General features: G+C 64.4%; 17 protein-coding genes. 9 read left to right on the forward strand and 8 right to left on the reverse strand.

The window, feature by feature from the left end; translation table 11 throughout:
* Positions 1 to 117: 117 nt before the first annotated feature.
* The 8 genes from lptF to AC4HIX_RS04235 all read left to right on the forward strand — a co-directional run bounded on the left by lptF (position 118) and on the right by AC4HIX_RS04235 (position 9,101).
* Positions 118 to 1,236 (forward strand): LPS export ABC transporter permease LptF, encoded by a 1,119-nt coding sequence (gene lptF / locus AC4HIX_RS04200; RefSeq protein ID WP_490398006.1) that lies wholly within the window; start codon positions 118 to 120, stop codon positions 1,234 to 1,236.
* Positions 1,233 to 2,336: an LPS export ABC transporter permease LptG gene (lptG, locus tag AC4HIX_RS04205; protein ID WP_475052571.1), complete on the forward strand. Its 1,104-nt coding sequence runs from the start codon at positions 1,233 to 1,235 to the stop codon at positions 2,334 to 2,336. Before lptF ends, lptG begins: the two co-directional genes overlap by 4 nt.
* Entirely contained in the window at positions 2,320 to 4,500 is a 2,181-nt protein-coding gene (locus AC4HIX_RS04210; protein WP_490398007.1) for an LPS-assembly protein LptD, read from the forward strand. The genes lptG and AC4HIX_RS04210 overlap by 17 nt, the downstream gene beginning before the upstream one ends.
* The gene (locus tag AC4HIX_RS04215) at positions 4,485 to 5,744 is read left to right on the forward strand and encodes a peptidylprolyl isomerase (RefSeq protein WP_490398008.1); all 1,260 of its coding nucleotides are present in this window, start codon (positions 4,485 to 4,487) and stop codon (positions 5,742 to 5,744) included. Before AC4HIX_RS04210 ends, AC4HIX_RS04215 begins: the two co-directional genes overlap by 16 nt.
* Positions 5,741 to 6,712 (forward strand): 4-hydroxythreonine-4-phosphate dehydrogenase PdxA, encoded by a 972-nt coding sequence (gene pdxA, locus AC4HIX_RS04220; RefSeq protein WP_490398009.1) that lies wholly within the window; start codon positions 5,741 to 5,743, stop codon positions 6,710 to 6,712. The genes AC4HIX_RS04215 and pdxA overlap by 4 nt, the downstream gene beginning before the upstream one ends.
* An 84-nt stretch (positions 6,713 to 6,796) precedes the next feature.
* Positions 6,797 to 7,639: a 16S rRNA (adenine(1518)-N(6)/adenine(1519)-N(6))-dimethyltransferase RsmA gene (rsmA, locus tag AC4HIX_RS04225; protein WP_490398010.1), complete on the forward strand. Its 843-nt coding sequence runs from the start codon at positions 6,797 to 6,799 to the stop codon at positions 7,637 to 7,639.
* Positions 7,640 to 7,679: 40 nt separating this feature from the next.
* Positions 7,680 to 8,465, forward strand: a complete 786-nt coding sequence (locus tag AC4HIX_RS04230; RefSeq protein WP_490398011.1) for a pyridoxine 5'-phosphate synthase — start codon at positions 7,680 to 7,682, stop codon at positions 8,463 to 8,465.
* A gap of 96 nt (positions 8,466 to 8,561) precedes the next feature.
* Complete coding sequence (locus AC4HIX_RS04235; protein ID WP_490398012.1) at positions 8,562 to 9,101, forward strand: GNAT family N-acetyltransferase; 540 nt, start codon at positions 8,562 to 8,564, stop codon at positions 9,099 to 9,101.
* A gap of 122 nt (positions 9,102 to 9,223) precedes the next feature.
* On the opposite strand, the gene AC4HIX_RS04240 is transcribed toward AC4HIX_RS04235, so the two are convergent.
* The 3 genes from AC4HIX_RS04240 to prfA all read right to left on the reverse strand — a co-directional run bounded on the left by AC4HIX_RS04240 (position 9,224) and on the right by prfA (position 12,027).
* Positions 9,224 to 9,904: a DUF4167 domain-containing protein gene (locus tag AC4HIX_RS04240; RefSeq protein ID WP_490398013.1), complete on the reverse strand. Its 681-nt coding sequence runs from the start codon at positions 9,902 to 9,904 to the stop codon at positions 9,224 to 9,226.
* 213 nt (positions 9,905 to 10,117) lie between these two features.
* Positions 10,118 to 10,969 (reverse strand): peptide chain release factor N(5)-glutamine methyltransferase, encoded by an 852-nt coding sequence (prmC, locus tag AC4HIX_RS04245; RefSeq protein ID WP_475052585.1) that lies wholly within the window; start codon positions 10,967 to 10,969, stop codon positions 10,118 to 10,120.
* Between the two features lie 2 nt (positions 10,970 to 10,971).
* A complete protein-coding gene (gene prfA, locus AC4HIX_RS04250) occupies positions 10,972 to 12,027 on the reverse strand; it encodes a peptide chain release factor 1 (RefSeq protein ID WP_475052586.1) in 1,056 nt (351 codons plus the stop codon).
* Between the two features lie 60 nt (positions 12,028 to 12,087).
* Between prfA and AC4HIX_RS04255 the strand changes: the two genes are divergently transcribed.
* A complete protein-coding gene (locus AC4HIX_RS04255; RefSeq protein ID WP_490398014.1) occupies positions 12,088 to 12,387 on the forward strand; it encodes a hypothetical protein in 300 nt (99 codons plus the stop codon).
* 43 nt (positions 12,388 to 12,430) lie between these two features.
* Here the strand turns inward: AC4HIX_RS04255 and AC4HIX_RS04260 are convergent, their stop codons facing one another.
* The 5 genes from AC4HIX_RS04260 to AC4HIX_RS04280 form a co-directional block, all read right to left on the reverse strand.
* Positions 12,431 to 12,874 carry a hypothetical protein gene (locus tag AC4HIX_RS04260; protein WP_490398015.1) on the reverse strand — a complete coding sequence of 148 codons (444 nt, stop codon included), beginning with the start codon at positions 12,872 to 12,874 and terminating at the stop codon, positions 12,431 to 12,433.
* A 261-nt stretch (positions 12,875 to 13,135) separates the two neighbouring features.
* Complete coding sequence (locus tag AC4HIX_RS04265) at positions 13,136 to 13,576, reverse strand: DUF1499 domain-containing protein (protein WP_490398016.1); 441 nt, start codon at positions 13,574 to 13,576, stop codon at positions 13,136 to 13,138.
* Positions 13,577 to 13,650: 74 nt separating this feature from the next.
* Positions 13,651 to 14,598, reverse strand: coding sequence for an agmatinase (speB, locus tag AC4HIX_RS04270; protein WP_475052594.1), 948 nt, complete (start codon positions 14,596 to 14,598; stop codon positions 13,651 to 13,653).
* Positions 14,591 to 15,559: an agmatinase gene (gene speB, locus AC4HIX_RS04275; protein WP_490398017.1), complete on the reverse strand. Its 969-nt coding sequence runs from the start codon at positions 15,557 to 15,559 to the stop codon at positions 14,591 to 14,593. The genes speB (AC4HIX_RS04270) and speB (AC4HIX_RS04275) overlap by 8 nt, the downstream gene beginning before the upstream one ends.
* Before the next feature lie 78 nt (positions 15,560 to 15,637).
* Positions 15,638 to 16,804 carry a M20 aminoacylase family protein gene (locus tag AC4HIX_RS04280; RefSeq protein WP_490398018.1) on the reverse strand — a complete coding sequence of 389 codons (1,167 nt, stop codon included), beginning with the start codon at positions 16,802 to 16,804 and terminating at the stop codon, positions 15,638 to 15,640.
* Between the last annotated feature and the right edge of the window lie 20 nt (positions 16,805 to 16,824).

Raw genomic sequence — 16,824 nt, forward strand, 5'->3', positions numbered from 1 at the left:
GTCCGCTGGTCCGCAATCCGCCGCCGATCCTGACGCCCGGCGAGAATGCAGTTTTCCCCGCCACGCAAATCCACTAAGGTCCGGCAAAATAACAATGGCAAGATCTGGGGGGATCGGGTGTCACGCTACGACAGATATGTGCTGTCACAGTATCTGCTCTTCTTCGGCTTCTTTGCCCTGATTCTGGTTGCCGTGTTCTGGGTCAACCGGGCCGTGGTGCTGTTCGACCGGCTGATCGGCAACGGCCAATCTGCGCTGGTGTTTCTGGAATTCACCGCCCTGACCCTGCCGAACCTGATCCGCATGGTGCTTCCGATTGCCGCCTTTGGCGCCTCGGTCTGGGTCACCAACCGGCTTAACAGCGAGAGCGAGCTGACCGTGCTGCGCGCCACTGGCACCAGTCCCTGGCAGATGGCGCGGCCCGCCCTGGCCTTTGGCATCATCACCGCATTGATGATGTCAGCACTGACCCACTACCTGCTGCCTGCCTCGATCAGCCAGCTCGAGGTGCGCGAAAGCGAGGTCTCCCGAAATATCACCGCCAAGCTGCTGAGCGAGGGCGACTTCCTGCACCCGGCGGACGGGGTCACCTTTTACATCCGCCAGATCGACCCGGACGGCACCCTGAACGATGTCTTCCTGTCGGACCGCCGTGACCCGGAACTGACCGTGACCTACACCGGCGCCCGCGCCTTTCTGGTGCGTGACGAGAGCAGCGCGCATCTGATCATGGTGGAAGGCATGGCGCAGCGGCTGGACCACACGACGCAGCGGATGTCGACCACGTTCTTTTCGGATTTCTCTTACGATATCAGCACTCTAGCGCGGCAAGCTGAGAACCCGGCCCGCAACATCCGTGCCATCCCAAGCCTTGAGCTGATGACCGGCACAGAGGCCATCGCCCGCACCGATGGCTATTCCGCAGGCGCCCAGGCGGAGGAGCTGCACCTGCGCTTTGCCCGCGCGCTGGTCTGCGTGGCGGTGGCGCTGATCGGGTTTTCAACCCTGATGCTGGGCACCTTCTCCCGCTTCGGCGTCTGGCGTCAGGCCTTCCTGGCCTTTGTCGTGCTGATCTTTGTCGAGGGCCTGCGCGGGGTGGTGTCGGAGCCTGTATTGGATAACCCCAGCCTGTGGCCGCTGATCTACCTGCCGACCTTTCTGGGGATCGCGGTGGCGCTGGTCTTCCTGATCCTGGCGTCCCGCCCCAAGCGCATCCGGCAGGAGGCCCCCGCATGAAGCTGGATCTTTATTACGCGCGCCGCTTCCTGCAATGGTTCTTGGTGATCTGCGCGGTTCTGATGACGCTGGTGGTGCTGATCGACCTGAACGAGCAGATCCGCCGCTTCGAAGGCGCAGAGCTCGGCCTGCCGCAGCTGGTTGGCCTCAGCCTGCTGAACATCCCGGCCGCGCTCAGCGAGTTCCTGCCGCTGATCATGATCCTTACCACCATTGTGCTGTTTGTCGGCCTCGCCCGCAGCAGCGAGCTGGTGGTGACCCGCGCCATTGGCCGCTCCGGCATCCGGGCACTGGCGGCGCCGGTGCTGGCGGCAGCCGCGATCGGCGGACTGGCGGTCACCATGCTGAACCCCATCGCGGCAGCCACTGCCAACCGCTATCAGGATCTGGCTGAGACCTACCACAATGGCGGACCCTCGGCGCTGTCGCTCAGCGGCGAGGGCCTGTGGCTGCGACAGGGCGGCGCCCGCGGACAGTCGGTCATCCATGCAAAAGGATACAGCGGCGATGCCGCCGACATCACCCTGCATGACGTGTCTATCCACGCCTATACCAACGCCGGGGGCCCGGTGCGCCGCATCATTGCCGAAAGTGCCCGGCTGGATGGCAGCAACTGGGTTCTGTTCAACGCCAAATCCTGGCCGCTTGCCGCTGGCATCAACCCGGAATCCGGTGCCGCTGCGCATGACGAACTGCAGCTGCCGACCACGCTGACCACCGACCGCATCCGTGACACGCTGGGCACTTCCAGCGGTATTTCGATCTACGACCTGCCCGCCACGATCCGCGAACTCTCCGCCGCGGGCTTCACCACCAAACGCTATGAGGTCCGGTATCAGGCGGAACTGGCCCGGCCGCTGTTCCTGATCGCCATGGTGCTGGTCGGCGCGTCCTTCACGATGCGGCACGCCCGCTTCGGTGGCACCGGCCTGGCGGTTCTGATGGCGGTGCTGTTGGGATTCGGGCTTTATTTTATCCGCAATTTCGCGCAAATCCTTGGCGAGAACGGGCAAATTCCGGTGGCGCTGGCCGCTTGGGCGCCGCCTGCCGCTGCAATATTGTTGACCTTGGGACTGCTTCTCCATGCCGAAGACGGGTAACCTGCGCCGGGCGCTGCTTCTTTCCGCCGTGCTGCCCTGGCTGGCGCTGACAGCCCCTGACCTGCAGGCGCAGACAGCAACGCCCCCTGATCCGGCGCAGCCCGCGATGCTGGTGGCCGATCAGGTCTTCATCACTCCGGACCGCACGTTGGTGGCTGAGGGCAACGTCGAGGCGTTCCAGGGCAATATCCGGCTGCGCGCCCGCAAAATCACCTTTGACCAGAGCACCGGCACCCTGCAGATCGAAGGCCCGATCCGCATCGACCAGGATGGCGACATCACCATCCTGGCCAACGCCGCCGAGCTGGACCGCGACCTGCGCAACGGCCTGCTGACCGGAGCCCGCATGGTCTTCCAGCAGCAGCTGCAGCTGGCCTCGCTGCAAATGACCCGGGTCAGCGGCCGCTATACGCAGCTGTACAAGACCGCTGTTACCTCCTGCCACGTCTGCGACGACGGCCGCCCGCCGCTGTGGCAGATCCGGGCCGAGCGGGTCATCCACGACCAGCAGGAACGCCAGCTCTATTTCGAGAGCGCCCAGCTCAGGGTGCTGGATGTGCCGGTATTCTATTTCCCAGCGATCCGCCTGCCGGATCCCTCGCTGGAGCGCGCCAGCGGGTTTCTGGTGCCGTCTGTGCGCTCGACCTCGAACCTCGGGACCGGGGTTAAGGTGCCGTATTTCTTCACTCTCGGCCCGCACCGCGATCTGACACTGGCCCCCTATATCTCTTCCAGCACCCAGACGCTGGATGTGCGCTACCGCCAGGCGTTCCGCCGCGGCAGGATCGAGTTCAACGCTGCCTACACGCGAGACGACCTGTTCTCCGGGGAGGACCGCGGGTACATCTTTGGCGATGGCCAGTTCGACCTGCCGCGCGACTTCCGCTTTACCTTCGACGTCAAGGCGGTCTCGGACGACGCCTACGTCGCCGACTACGGCTTGCCTGATCTGGACCGTTTGCGGTCCGAGGCGGTCCTGACCCGGTCCAAGCGCGACAGCCTGTTCCGCACCTCGCTCACCCACTACAAAACACTGCGCGAGAGCGAAGAGCAAAGCGATATCCCCTCCGGCATCGCAGAAGCCTTCTACCAGACCCGCTATTTCCCGGCCCTCACTGGCGGTGAACTGCGGCTGACGCTGCAGGGCCACGGCCACCACCGCAGCTCCAGCATTGAAGGCACCGCCACCGACAGCAACGGCCGAGACCTGTCCCGGCTCAGCGCCGATATCGACTGGCGCCGCAGCTGGCGTTTGGGCAACGGTGTCCTCGCGGAATGGGAAATCGGCGCCGCCGGCGATGCTTTCCGCGCCTACGACGACGCCTTCTTCACCGACGAGGTCACCCGCCTCACCCCGCGCAGTGCGCTGACCCTGCGCCTGCCGATGATCCGCCGCGAAGCCAGCGGGGCCAGCCAGTACCTGGAGCCGATCCTGCAGCTGGGATGGCGTGACGAGGGCGGCGGCAACGTGGTCAGCGAGGAAAGCCGCTTTGTCGAATTCGACCAGGGCAACCTTCTGTCGCTGTCGCGCTTCCCCTCGACCGATGCCCGCGAAGACGGGCTGACCCTTGTCTACGGCGCCAACTGGGCCCGCTATGCGCCCACCGGCTGGCAGGCCTATGCCACTGCGGGCCAGGTACTGCGCAGCGACGCCGACGGCCGGTTCACAAAAAGCTCCGGCCTGGGCGGCACCACATCGGATATCCTACTGGCGGGCCAGATCAAATACGGCGACAGCCTGGCCATCTCAACCCGCGGCCTGCTCAATGGTTCGCTGAACTTCTCCAAGGCCGAATTCCGCGGCGAATGGCACACCAGCCGCTCCAGCCTCTCCGGCACCTATCTGTGGCTCGGCACCGACCCGGAGGAAGACCGGGCCGAGGAAAGCTCCGAACTGTGGGTTGACGGACGCTATGACATCAACCCCAACTGGTCCGCCAGTGCCCGGCTGCGCTATGACATAGCCGGTGCCCAAGCTACCCGCGCGGGCCTTGGCGTGGCGTACAGCAATGAATGTGTGACGGTCGACCTTTCGGTCAACCGCCGCTATACCTCAACAACAAGTGTTGAGCCGACAACGGATTTCGGCTTTACCATCTCGCTGAGCGGATTTTCCGTAAAAAGCGGCAGCAAACAGTACAGGCGGTCATGCAGCAAGACGTGAATACCCGGTTCCCGGCTCCTTTCCTTTCCCGTGCTCTCAAAACTGCCGCCGCGCTGGCGCTGGCAGCAGGGCTGGCCTGGAGCGGCCTGCCCGCGGGCGCACAGAACCTCTTTGCCCCGGCGGTCACCGTGAATGATCAAGTCATCACCCGGTATGAGCTGGAACAGCGCGCCCGCTTCCAGGCCGCACTGCGAGTGCCGGGCGATCCGCTGGAAACCGCCCGCGAAGAACTGATCAACGACCGTCTCAAACTGGATGTGCTGGAACAAGCAGGGATCGAACTCAGCGACGAAGACATCACTGCGGGCATGGAAGAACTGGCAGGACGCGCCAACCTGTCGCTCAACGACTTCGTCACCGCGTTGCAGCAGCAGGGTGTTTCGCCGCAGACACTGCGCGATTTCACCAAGGTCGGGCTCGGCTGGCGCGAGTACACCCGCGCCCGCTTTCTGTCCCGCGCCCGCCCCACGCCGGAAGAGATCGACCGCGCCATGGGCACGGCGGGCAGTGGCAGTGTCCAGGTGCTGCTGAGCGAATTCATCGTGCCGGTCAACGACCAGAACGCCGCCCAGGTCGAGGAACTGGTGGAGCAGGTCGCCCAGCTCAAGGGCTATGACAGTTTCTCCGCCGCTGCCGCCCAGTATTCAGCCGCCGGCAGCCGCAGCGACGGCGGCCGCCTGCCTTGGATGCCGCTGACCAAGCTGCCGCCGCAGCTGCAGGAGGTTGTGCTGGCGCTGCAGCCCGGTGAAATCTCCGAGCCGCTGCCGCTGCAGGGCGCCGTGGCGCTGTTCCAGATGCGCGGCCTGCGAGAGGTGGAAGGCGCTGCCCCGCGCTACACCGCGATTGAATATGCCACCTATTTCCTGCCCGGCGGGCGCACACCCGAGACCCTGGCCGCCGCGCAGCGTGTGGTGAACAGCGTCGACACCTGCCAAGACTTCTATGGTCTTGCGCAAGGGCAGGATCCATCTGTTCTGGCGGTTGAAAGCCTGCCGCCCTCTGTGATCCCCAGCGATGTCGCACTGGAACTGGCCAAGCTGGACCCGGGTGAAACCTCCACCGCACTGACCCGCAACAACGGCCAGACCCTGATGGTGCTGATGCTCTGCGGCCGCACCGCCGACCTCGGTGAAGGCGCCAACCGTGAAACCGTAGCCAATGCGCTCGTGGCACAGCGGATGACCTCTCTGGTCGACAGCTATCTGGAACAGCTGCGCGCGGATGCGCGGATCGACATCAAATGAGCCGGCCCGGGCCCATTGCACTGAGCTGCGGCGAGCCAGCAGGCATCGGCCCGGAAATTGCCGTCAAGGCCTGGGACGCCCTGCGCGCCGCCTGCCCGTTCTTCTGGATCGGCGACCCGCGCCACCTTCCCGCAGGCACCCCCGTTCAGGAAATCGCCGCCCCGGCAGAGGCTGCGGCAGTCTGCGCCGACCACTTTCCAGTGCTGTCCCTCCCCTTCGGCGGCAGCGCGGCCAAGGGCACAGCCGACCCGGCCAACGCCGCCGGAGTGGTCCAATCCGTTGAGACCGCCGTGCGGCTGGTCCAGCAGGGGGAAGCCTCTGCCATCTGTACCGCCCCCATCCACAAGAAGGCGCTGATCGACGGCGCAGGCTTTGCCTACCCCGGCCATACCGAATTCCTCGCGGCGCTGGCGGGCCGGGACCGCGTGGTGATGATGCTGGCCAGCGAGCAATTGCGTGTGGTGCCCGCCACCATCCACATCGCGCTTGCCGACGTGCCAAAGGTGCTGACCCCGGGCCTGCTGCGCGAAACCGTTGAGATCACCGCCGCCGGGCTGCGCGATCAATTCGGCATCAACTCCCCCCGCATCGCGGTCGCGGGACTGAACCCGCACGCGGGCGAAGGCGGCGCCATGGGATCTGAGGAACTGGACTGGATCAACGGCCTGATCGGCGAAATGCAGAAGGAGGGGCTGGACATCACCGGCCCGCACCCCGCCGACACGATGTTCCATGCCGCCGCCCGCGCCCGGTATGACGCGGCAGTCTGCATGTATCACGACCAGGCACTGATCCCGATCAAGACGCTGGACTTCGACCGCGGCGTCAACGTGACGCTGGGCCTGCCTTTCATCCGCACCTCACCCGATCACGGCACCGCTTTTGACATCGCGGGCACCGGCCGGGCCAACCCCTCCAGCCTGATCGAGGCCCTGAAGCTGGCGCAAGCCATGGCCGCCAGCACTTGATTCTTCTTCTGGCGGGAAATATCCCCGCCGGAGGCATGAAAATTCTGGCGCACGGCCCGCGCCATGTCCCAAGGTACAGATGACATGAGCGCCATCGACTCCCTCCCCCCTCTGCGCGAAGTGATCGCAAAGCATCAGCTGTCCGCCCGCAAATCGCTGGGCCAGAACTTCCTCCTGGACCTGAACCTGACCGCCAAGATCGCCCGCCAGGCAGGCGACCTCACCGGCTGCGACGTGCTGGAGATCGGTCCCGGCCCCGGCGGCCTGACCCGCGGGCTGCTTGCCGAGGGCGCCCGCCGGGTGCTGGCGGTGGAGAAGGACAGCCGCTGTCTGCCCGCGTTGCAGGAGATCGCCGTCGCCTACCCAGGCCGCTTTGAGGTGATCAACGGCGACGCGTTGGAGATCGACCCGCTCGAACACCTGACGCCCCCGATCCGCATCGCCGCCAACCTGCCCTATAACGTCGGCACCGAACTGCTGGTGCGCTGGCTCACGCCCAAGGAATGGCCGCCGTTCTGGCAAAGCCTCACCCTGATGTTCCAGCGCGAGGTGGCTGAGCGCATCGTGGCGCAGCCCGGCTCCAAGGCCTATGGCCGCTTGGCGATCCTGGCCCAGTGGCGTGCCGATGCCCGCATCGTGCTGTCGCTGCCGCCCGGCGCCTTCACCCCGCCGCCCAAGGTCTCCAGCGCTGTGGTGCATCTGGACGCCCTGCCGGAACCGCGCTTCCCGGCCGATGCCGCGATCCTGTCGCGTGTTGTCGCCGCCGCCTTCAACCAGCGCCGCAAAATGCTGCGCGCCTCATTGAAGGGCATCTCTCCCGATATAGAGGCGCATCTGACCGCCGCCGGTATCCCGCCGACCGAGCGTGCAGAACAGGTGAGCCTTGAGGCCTTCTGCGCGCTGGCCCGCGAGCTGGCCAAGGCCTGAGCCTTCTTCCCCGATTTCTTTGCCGGAGCCTGATTTCCCGATGACCCAACCGGTTACGCCCCGCCCGACCTTGCTGTCCGTGAACGTCAATGCTGTTGCCTACCTGCGTAACCGGCGCGAGGTGCCCTGGCCCAACCTGATCGACATCGCCCGCGCCATCCTGCAGGCCGGTGCCCATGGCATCACTGTGCATCCGCGCCCGGATGAGCGGCATATCCGGTTTTCCGACCTGCCGGACCTCGCCCGCCTGATCGCCGATGAATTCCCGCAGGCGGAGTTCAACATCGAGGGCTACCCGACCCGCCATTTCATTGACCTGGTGCTGGAAAACAAACCGCATCAGGTGACGCTGGTACCCGACACTCCCGAACAATCCACCTCTGATCACGGCTGGGACTTTGCCGCCGATGGCGAAATGCTTATGCCCATAGCTGAGGAGTTCAAGGCCGCGGGCATCCGGGTTTCCTATTTCGTGGACGCCAATCCGGCTGAGCCGGCGCTGGCGCAGCAGGCTGGCGCAGACCGGATCGAATTCTACACCGGGCCTTACGCCAACCAGACCGCGCCTGACGCCATTCAGCAGGAACTGGCCGGGATCAAGGCCACCGCGGACGCCGCCCGCCAGCTTGGCGCAGAGGGCAGCAGCCCTGCGCTGATGATGAACGCAGGCCACGACCTGACCGTGGACAACCTGCCCGCCCTGCGCCAGGCCATTCCTGATCTGGCCGAGGTGTCCATCGGACACGCCCTCACCGCCGATGCGCTGATGCTGGGTTTCCCCGAAGCAGTACGCCGCTACCTGCGGGTGCTGGGCCACAAAGCTTGACTGCCTGGCGATGCAGCCAGCCCGGCGCTTGACGGCCCGCCCCCCGGCTGCCCTATGCTGCGTGCACCAGCCAGCCAACAGGCACAGGAGCAGCGGATGGAGTTTTCATCAGAATACCGCGGCCATACATCTGAAATCATCAGCCTTTTCCGGGCGGTTTTCGCCGCTTCGGAGGGGGACGCCGAAGGCGATCTGATCGCGGGCCTCGTCCGCGATATCTTCGCCAAAACGCCGGAACAGGACTTTTTCGTCTATTCGGCTTGGGACGGCCATACGCTTATCGGCTGCATCATCTATTCTCGTCTGCGTTACGATCAGGACAGCCGCACGGTGTTCATCCTGTCGCCGGTTGCCGTTTCAACCAGCCGGCAAAGGCAGGGCACCGGTCAGGCGCTGCTTAGGCATGGGCTGGACGAGATCCGTAAACAGGGCGTCGACGTTGCCGTCACCTATGGCGAACCCGGCTATTACAGCAGGGTTGGCTTCCGCCAGATTACCGAAGCGCAGGCCGCCGCCCCGCTGTCCCTGAATTTCCCGGAAGGATGGCTGGCGCAGCCCCTCAACGGCGAAGAGCTTGCCCCGTTGCGCGGCCCTTCGGCCTGTATCGAAGCCTTGAACAACCCCGATTACTGGTAGCGTCAGGTAAAGGCCGCGTCCGACGTCAGCGTTAGCTGCTGCTAACAAAACGCCTCCCGAAAGGAAAAATCCCCCGGGGCATCGGCACCGGGGGACTTCTATCAAATTTGGTTCTGCACCGCTTATTCAGCCGCTTCCGCCGGACCGTCTTCGGTCTTGGGTTTGGGCTTCGCGCGCGAGCGGGTGGTTTTCTTCGGCGCGGGCTTGGCTTCCGCATCGCCGCCGTCTCCAGCCGGTGCCGCATCTTCGGCCTTGGGCGCGGGCTTGCGTGTCCGCGGCTTGCGGGCTGGGGCCTTTTTCGGTGCAGCCTCAGCCGGAGTGTCCGCAGGTGCAGACTGGCTTTCCGGGGTTTCCACCAGACCGCTGTCCGCGCCATTGCCGTTTTCGCCGCGCGGGTCGATCACCTCAGGCTGCGGCGAGCCAGCCGGATCCGCTGCCGGAGCAGCCGCCGCAGCTTCACGCTCCTGGCGCTCCAGGCGTTCGGCCCGCTCACGGTCGCGCTCGGCCTGGCGTTCGCGGTTCTGCCGCTCCTGCTCTTCGCGGCGCGCCTCGATTTCGCGCTGTGCCTCGTTCAGCATGCGCAGATAATGCTCTGCGTGCTGCTGGAAATTCTCCGCGGCAACCCGATCATTGCTCAGCTGCGCATCGCGGGCCAGCTGATTGTATTTGTCGATGATCTGCTGCGGCGTTCCGCGCACCTTGCCTTCGGGACCGGAGCTGTCAAACACGCGGTTGACAACATTGGCGCCATTGGGACGGTTCCGGTTCGACTTGGAACGTGAACGTGATTTGGACGATCTCATCTGCCTAACGTCAGCCTTGAGTTAATGCGCCGTAGACCCATTCGTGCGCGCCTCAGCGCCGGATCATCAGCTTTTTTGGGCTTGATGCCGCGGGAAGGCTTGCAAAGCTTTCTCCTCAAGCGGCTCCCTCTGAGTAACCATTTTACGGAGCCCCAGACAAGGGGCACAATAGTATTTTCTGAGTTTTTTCTTTCGAAATCGCGAATTTCCGCGTCAAATGCTGCTCTTCATGCTGGAATGCGCCCGCACCACCCGGTCGCGGCCGTCCAGATCCTGCAGCACGGCAATGCCGCTCAGCCCCGCCGTTTCCAGCAGCGCGCTGACAGCCTGCCCCTGCGTTGGGCCTATTTCCAGCAGCACCCTGCCGCCCGGCGCCAGGTGTTCCCCCACCTGAGCCGCAATCTGCCGGTATGCTCCCAGCCCGTCGCCGCCATCGGTCAGCGCAATACCCGGCTCATGCCCGCGCACCTCTGCCGACAGGTCTTCCATCTCGTCCAGCGCAATATAAGGCGGGTTGGAAACGATAAGGTCGAACTGCCCCTCGACCCCCTCGAACCAGTCCGATTGCTGGATATCAGCCCGCGCCTGGACCCGGTGCAGCACCGCATTCGCACTGGCCTGCAGGCAGGCAGCCTCGCTGATGTCCACACCCAGCCCGGTCGCCTCCTGCCGTTCCGCCAGCAGCGTCACCAGAATGCAGCCGGAGCCGACGCCGAGATCCAAGACCCGGCTATAGGGCTCCGCCAGCGCCGCCTCGATCAGGATCTCGGTCTCGGGCCGCGGGTCCAGCACATCGCGCGAAACCTTAAAGCGGCGGCCATAAAACTCCCGTTCGCCGATCAGATGCGAGACAGGCACACGCACGGCCCGCAGCGCAATCAGCTGCTCATAGCGTTCGGCCACTTCCGGCGCCAGCTCCTCCGGCGCGATCAGCGTGACCCGGCTGGCCTCGATCCGGGCCGCATGGGCCAGCAATACCCGCGCATCCCGCGCCGGGTCCTGAACCCCTGCCGCCCGCAGCCGCGCCGTTGCTGCCGCCATCGCCTGTGCCGCCGTCTCTGCCATGCCTACTGCCCCATCTCGGCCAAGAGCCGCGCCTGATTGTCCGCTGTCAGCGCGTCGATAACCTCATCCAGATCGCCGCCCATCACCTGATCCAGCTTGTAAAGCGTCAGATTGATACGGTGATCGGTCATCCTGCCCTGCGGGAAGTTGTAGGTGCGGATCCGCTCCGAGCGGTCGCCCGAGCCCACCTGGCTCGCCCGGTCCGCCGAGCGTTCGCTGTCGATCCGCTGCCGCTCCATGTCATAGAGCCGCGTTTTCAGCACCTGCATGGCAATCTCGCGGTTGCGGTGCTGGGACTTTTCCGAGCTTGTCACTACAATCCCGCTCGGCAGGTGGGTGATCCGCACCGCCGAGTCGGTGGTGTTCACATGCTGCCCGCCCGCGCCCGAGGCCCGCATGGTGTCGATGCGAATGTCATTGGCATCAATATGGATATCCACGTCCTCAGCTTCCGGCAGCACGGCCACCGTCGCCGCTGAGGTATGGATGCGCCCGCCGCTTTCGGTCGCCGGCACCCGCTGCACCCGGTGCACGCCGGATTCATACTTCAGCCGGGCAAAGACATCCTCGCCCTTGATATGGGCTACCACCTCCTTGATGCCGCCCAGCTCGGTCGCCTGTTCCTCGATGATGTCGAACTTCCAGCCCTGCCCTTCGGCATAGCGCTGGTACATGCGCAAAAGGTCACCCGCAAACAGCGCCGCCTCATCGCCCCCCGTACCGGGGCGTATTTCCAGCATCGCCGGACGGCTGTCAGCCGCATCCTTGGGCAGCAAGGCCAGCTGCAAAGCGTGCTCGGCCTCAGGGATCGCCGCCTTCAGCGCCGGGATCTCCTCCGCCGCAAGATCCTTCATATCCGGGTCCGCCAGCATCAGCTCAGCCTCTTCCAGATCGCTCAGCAGCTTACGGTAGGCCGTGACCTGCTCCGCCACGGGGCGCAGATCGGAATACTCCTTGGCCAGCGCCGCAATATCCCCGCCCCCGGCGCCATCCGCCATCGCGGCTTCAAGATACTGAAACCGCTGCAGGATCTGTTCCAGCCGTTCTTCGGGAACCATGGGCGCGCCTATTCTTGTTCATGTTTTGGCCAATTTGCCCCCATGTGATATGCTAGAGCCATGCGACATGCCAGAGTCCTTATTGCCACAATCCTCCTCACTCTGCCCTGCATGGCACTGGCGGATGTGAAGGGTCCAGGCGGCAAAACCATCGATTGCTACTGCACGGATAAGTCCGGCGCCCGGGTCGAGCTGGGTGAGCTTCGCTGCCTGCAGGTGGACGGGCGCATGTTCATGGCGCAATGCCAGATGTCGCTGAACGTGCCGATGTGGCGCGAGGTACAAAGCAGCTGCCTGTCGGCGTCGCTGGGGGAAGTGCCCGGCATGTCGAGCGCACCGACGCTGGTGCCGCAGCTCTGATCCGACGTGCCGCCGACAGGCCCCGCAAGCAAGACGTCCTCGATCAATCCACAAACGGCGTGGAGCCGTCCCAACCCGAGCTGTTCGCCGCTGGTGTCACCACCGGGCCCGCCGCGGCTGGCTGCGCGGCCACGGTGTAGCTCTGCCCGGCGCCTGCCACGGCGAAGCCATCCGCTGCGGCCCCGCAGAAGCCCGAGAATATCTTGTAGTCCGGCGCAGATGGCAACACCCTGACACTGAAGTCCACGACCGGCGCATTGCCGCAGAAGTTATCAGCGGCATGCGACCTGATCTCTTCTGCCGTCCAGCCGGAACCGGCACTACCGCTGAACCGGCCGTTTCCGTCATCGTCGAACTGCAGCTCGTTGCTGGCAGGCACACCGCCGCAAGCCGCAAGAAACGCAAAGCAGGACAGTGACAAAGCAGGTTTGGCAAATTTGATAATCATGGAAATCTCTTCCTTAGTAAAACCAGCGATGCCGACCAACGAACACGAAATCCACCGCCTTTGGAAGGCCTAAGATCTTGTTTTCACATGACACCCTTGATGCGGCACATACAAACACACTCGAACACACACGAATTGGCATCTTCAGGGGCAACCCTGCCCCTGAAGCGCTTCTCAGCAAAAAACCAAGGCTCTGCCGCCCCAGGCGGAAGAGCCCGCGCCGCGCCCAGCGCGGCGCCCGGCCCAACTGCCGGGTGCTTTTTCCAGAAACCCGCGAGCAGGCGGGAGCACGCCTTGCCGTTACTCGCTGGCCGAGGCCTCTTGCGGAGCCTCTTCCATCTCTGCCAGCCAGCCATTGATCCGCTCCTTGTTGGCGCCCAGATCGGAGCGGCCAAAGCGCAGCCGGGCATAGACCTTCAGCAAATCGCCGTCCTGCGCTGCGGTGGTGTAGTCTGGAAACCCCAGCAATTGGGTGCGGGTAATATAGGTGGCCATCCCGTCGTCCGGGCCGCCAGCCAGAACGCTGGTGCGCGGCGCGGTGCTGGCGATCTGATGGAACCGATCCAGCCCGTCCGGGCCGGTGCGCACCACCCGGAACACACCGCCGCGGAATTCCTTGTCCTCGGTGAACTCCGGCTGGGTGTTCCAATCCAGCGGATCGCTCGGCGCCAGCCGGATGAACCCCAGCCCGGCGACCACAGCGGCCAGCACCAGCCAGCCAAACAGCATCAGCCGCTTCATTGCGGTTTCAAGGTCAACCCTTGCCTCCTCCCTGCGCGGCCCTCCCCCGGCCTATACGCTTGAGGCCGGACCGCTTATCTCGTTGCCACCCCCGGCAGTACGCACAGCAGCTCATAGAGCAGGTTTGCGCCCACCAAGGCGGTGTTGCCCGAGGGATCATAGGGCGGCGACACCTCCACCAGGTCGCAGCCCACGATATTGACCCCCTTCAGGGACCGGATCAGCTCCAGCGCCTGAGGCGTTGTCAGCCCGCCGATTTCAGGCGTGCCGGTGCCCGGCGCGTAGGCCGGGTCAAGGCTATCAATATCATAGCTCACATAGACCGGCCTATTGCCGATATCGCGGCGAATTTCCGCACCCATCTGATGCAGCTGCCGCCCCCACAGCTCCTGCGCCGGGAAGTGCTGAAAGCCCCAGCTTTGCGCTTCGGTAAAGTCCGTTGCCGCATAGCCGGTGCCGCGGATGCCGATCTGATAAGTCTTGTCCGGAACGATCAGCCCTTCCTCGAAAGCGCGGCGGAACACGGTGCCGTGGGTTTCGCGCTCGCCGAACATCTCGTCGTTCACATCCGCGTGGGCATCCACGTGCACCAGCGCAACGGGGCCGTATTTTTTTGCGATGGCGCGCAGGATCGGCAGGGTGATCGAATGATCACCGCCCATCGCCACCGGGATCACCCCGCCCGACAGAATCGCCTCATAGCTCTCCTGGATGATCCTCAGCGAATCCGGCAGCGAGAAGGTGTTGATCGCCAGATCGCCGATATCGGCAATGTTCAGGCTGTCGAACGGCGCCGCGCCGGTGGCCATGTTATAGGGCCGCAGCATCGCGCTTTCGGCGCGGATCTGCTTGGGACCGAACCGTGTGCCCGACCGCCAGGAGGTGCCGATATCCATCGGAACCCCCAGAACCGCAACATCCAGGCCGTCCAGCGAGGTTGCCTGCGGCAGCCGCATAAAAGTGTTCGGTCCCGAAAACCGGGCCAGGTCATTTCCGCTGATCGGTTGATTGAAGTCAGTCATTGTCTCTCATGTTCCAGCCCAGAAGGCAGATGATCTCCGTCGCCACATGTGCCCCGGCAATAGCAGTTGCGCCGCTTGTGTCAAAGGGGGGAGAGACTTCCACCACGTCACCGCCCTTGATATTGATGCCGGCAATCTCCCGCATAATGCGCGCGGCCTGGGCCGAGGTCAGCCCGCCCCAGACCGGCGTGCCGGTGCCGGGCGCATAGGCCGGATCCAGGCAGTCGATGTCAAAGGTCAGGTAAGCGGGGCGGTCCCCCAGGATCGACTTGATCCGCTTTGCGGTCTCCATCGGTCCAATCTCGTGCACGGTGGGGGCGTCGATGATATTGACCCCCAGCGTGTCGTCGTTGGTGGTGCGGATCCCCACCTGGACAGAGGTCTTGGGATCCACGATGCCCGACTTCACCGCCTTATAGAACATGGTGCCATGATCCACCCGGTCCATGTTGTCATCGGGCCAGGTGTCTGTATGCGCATCGAACTGCAGCAGTGAAATCGGCCCGTATTTCTCGGCATAGGCTTTCAGGATCGGAAAGCTGATATAGTGATCCCCGCCCAAGACGACAGAGGCCGTATCCGCCGCCAGAATGCCCCGGATATGCTCCGTCAGCGCCGCCGGAAACTCCGGCACATTGGCATGGTCAAAGGCCAGATCGCCGTAATCCGCAATCGCCAGGGTGCTCAGCGGCTTATGCGGCCAGCCATAGGGCTCATCCGGGCTTTGCAGGGCAGAGGCTTCGCGGATCGCCCGCGGCCCCAGCCGCGTTCCGGGCCGGTTGGTCACCGCCTGGTCGAACGGCACTCCGGTGACGGCAATATCCACGCCGGTCAGATCCTTGGTGTACTTGCGGCGCAGAAAGGACGTCGCCCCGCCAAAGGTGATCTCGAAACTCAACCCCTTCAGATCCTCGCGGGTGAAGGCGTGATCGATCATGTGCTTTGCGTCTTCCAGTGCCATGACGGTGCGTCCCTGTTGTGAGAGTTCTTTGTTTGATCAAATACCCGCTGCGCAAGCGGGTGTCATCTGGCCTGGGTTTTACCCGCTCACCGGCTGGGCCCGCTCCACCAGCCGGGCAAAGAAGGAGGCTCCCACCGGCGAAATCTCATCGTTGAAGTCGTATTTCGGATGATGCAGCCCGGCGGTATCCCCCTGCCCCAGGAACAGGTAGGAGCCGGGCCGCGCCTGCAGCATGTAGGCAAAATCCTCCGCCCCCATCTCGCGCCCACCATCCGACTCCACATTCACGTCGCCCGCGATCTCCCTGGCCACATCGACGGCAAAGGCGGTCTTCTCCGCGTCGTTGAAAGTCGCCGGATAGCCGATCTCATAATCCAGCTCCGCCTCGACGCCATAGCTGGCCGCCTGCCCCGCCACGATCTCCTTCATTCGCCGCATCACCATCTTCTGCACCTCCGGGTTAAAGGTGCGCACGGTGCCGTTGATATAGGCGGTGTCCGGGATCACGTTGTCGGTGCTGCCGGTGTGGATCTGGGTGACAGAGACCACGAGATCCTCCAGCGTATGGTGATTGCGCGACACAATGGTCTGGATCGCCTGGGCAATGCCGCAGGCCGCCATCACCGGGTCGCGGGTCTCATGCGGCATGGCGCCATGGCCGCCAACCCCCTGAATATGAATGTGGAAAGTATCGACCGCGGCCATCAGCGCTCCCGGCGTGGTCAGGAAATGCCCAACAGGCAGGCCCGGCGAATTGTGCAGCGCATAGACCTCACCGATGCCGAAGCGCTCCATGATGCCTTCCTCGACCATGATGCGCGCACCGCCAATCGCCTCTTCCGCGGGCTGGAAGATCAGCGCCACCCGGCCCCTGAAGTTGCGCGTCTCCGCCAGATATTTCGCCGCCCCCAGCAGCATCGTGGTATGCCCGTCGTGACCGCAGGCGTGCATATTGCCTTCATGGCCCGAGACATACTCCACCCCGGTCTCCTCCGGGATCGGCAGCGCGTCCATGTCGGCGCGCAACCCGATGGTCGGCCCGTCCCCCTGCCCGTTGATGATCGCCACCATACCCGTTTGCGCGATCCCTTCATGAAGTTCATCCACTCCGAACTCCCGCAGCCGCTCCGCCACAAACGCCGCCGTCTTGGGCAGGTCCAGCGCCAGCTCCGGGATCTGGTGCAGATGCCGCCGCCAGGCCTTCATCTCCTCGGCGAAATCGGCAATACGGTTCACTACGGGCATTGGGGTGGACTCCTGCTCCA

The organism is Leisingera sp. (genome assembly GCF_982940295.1).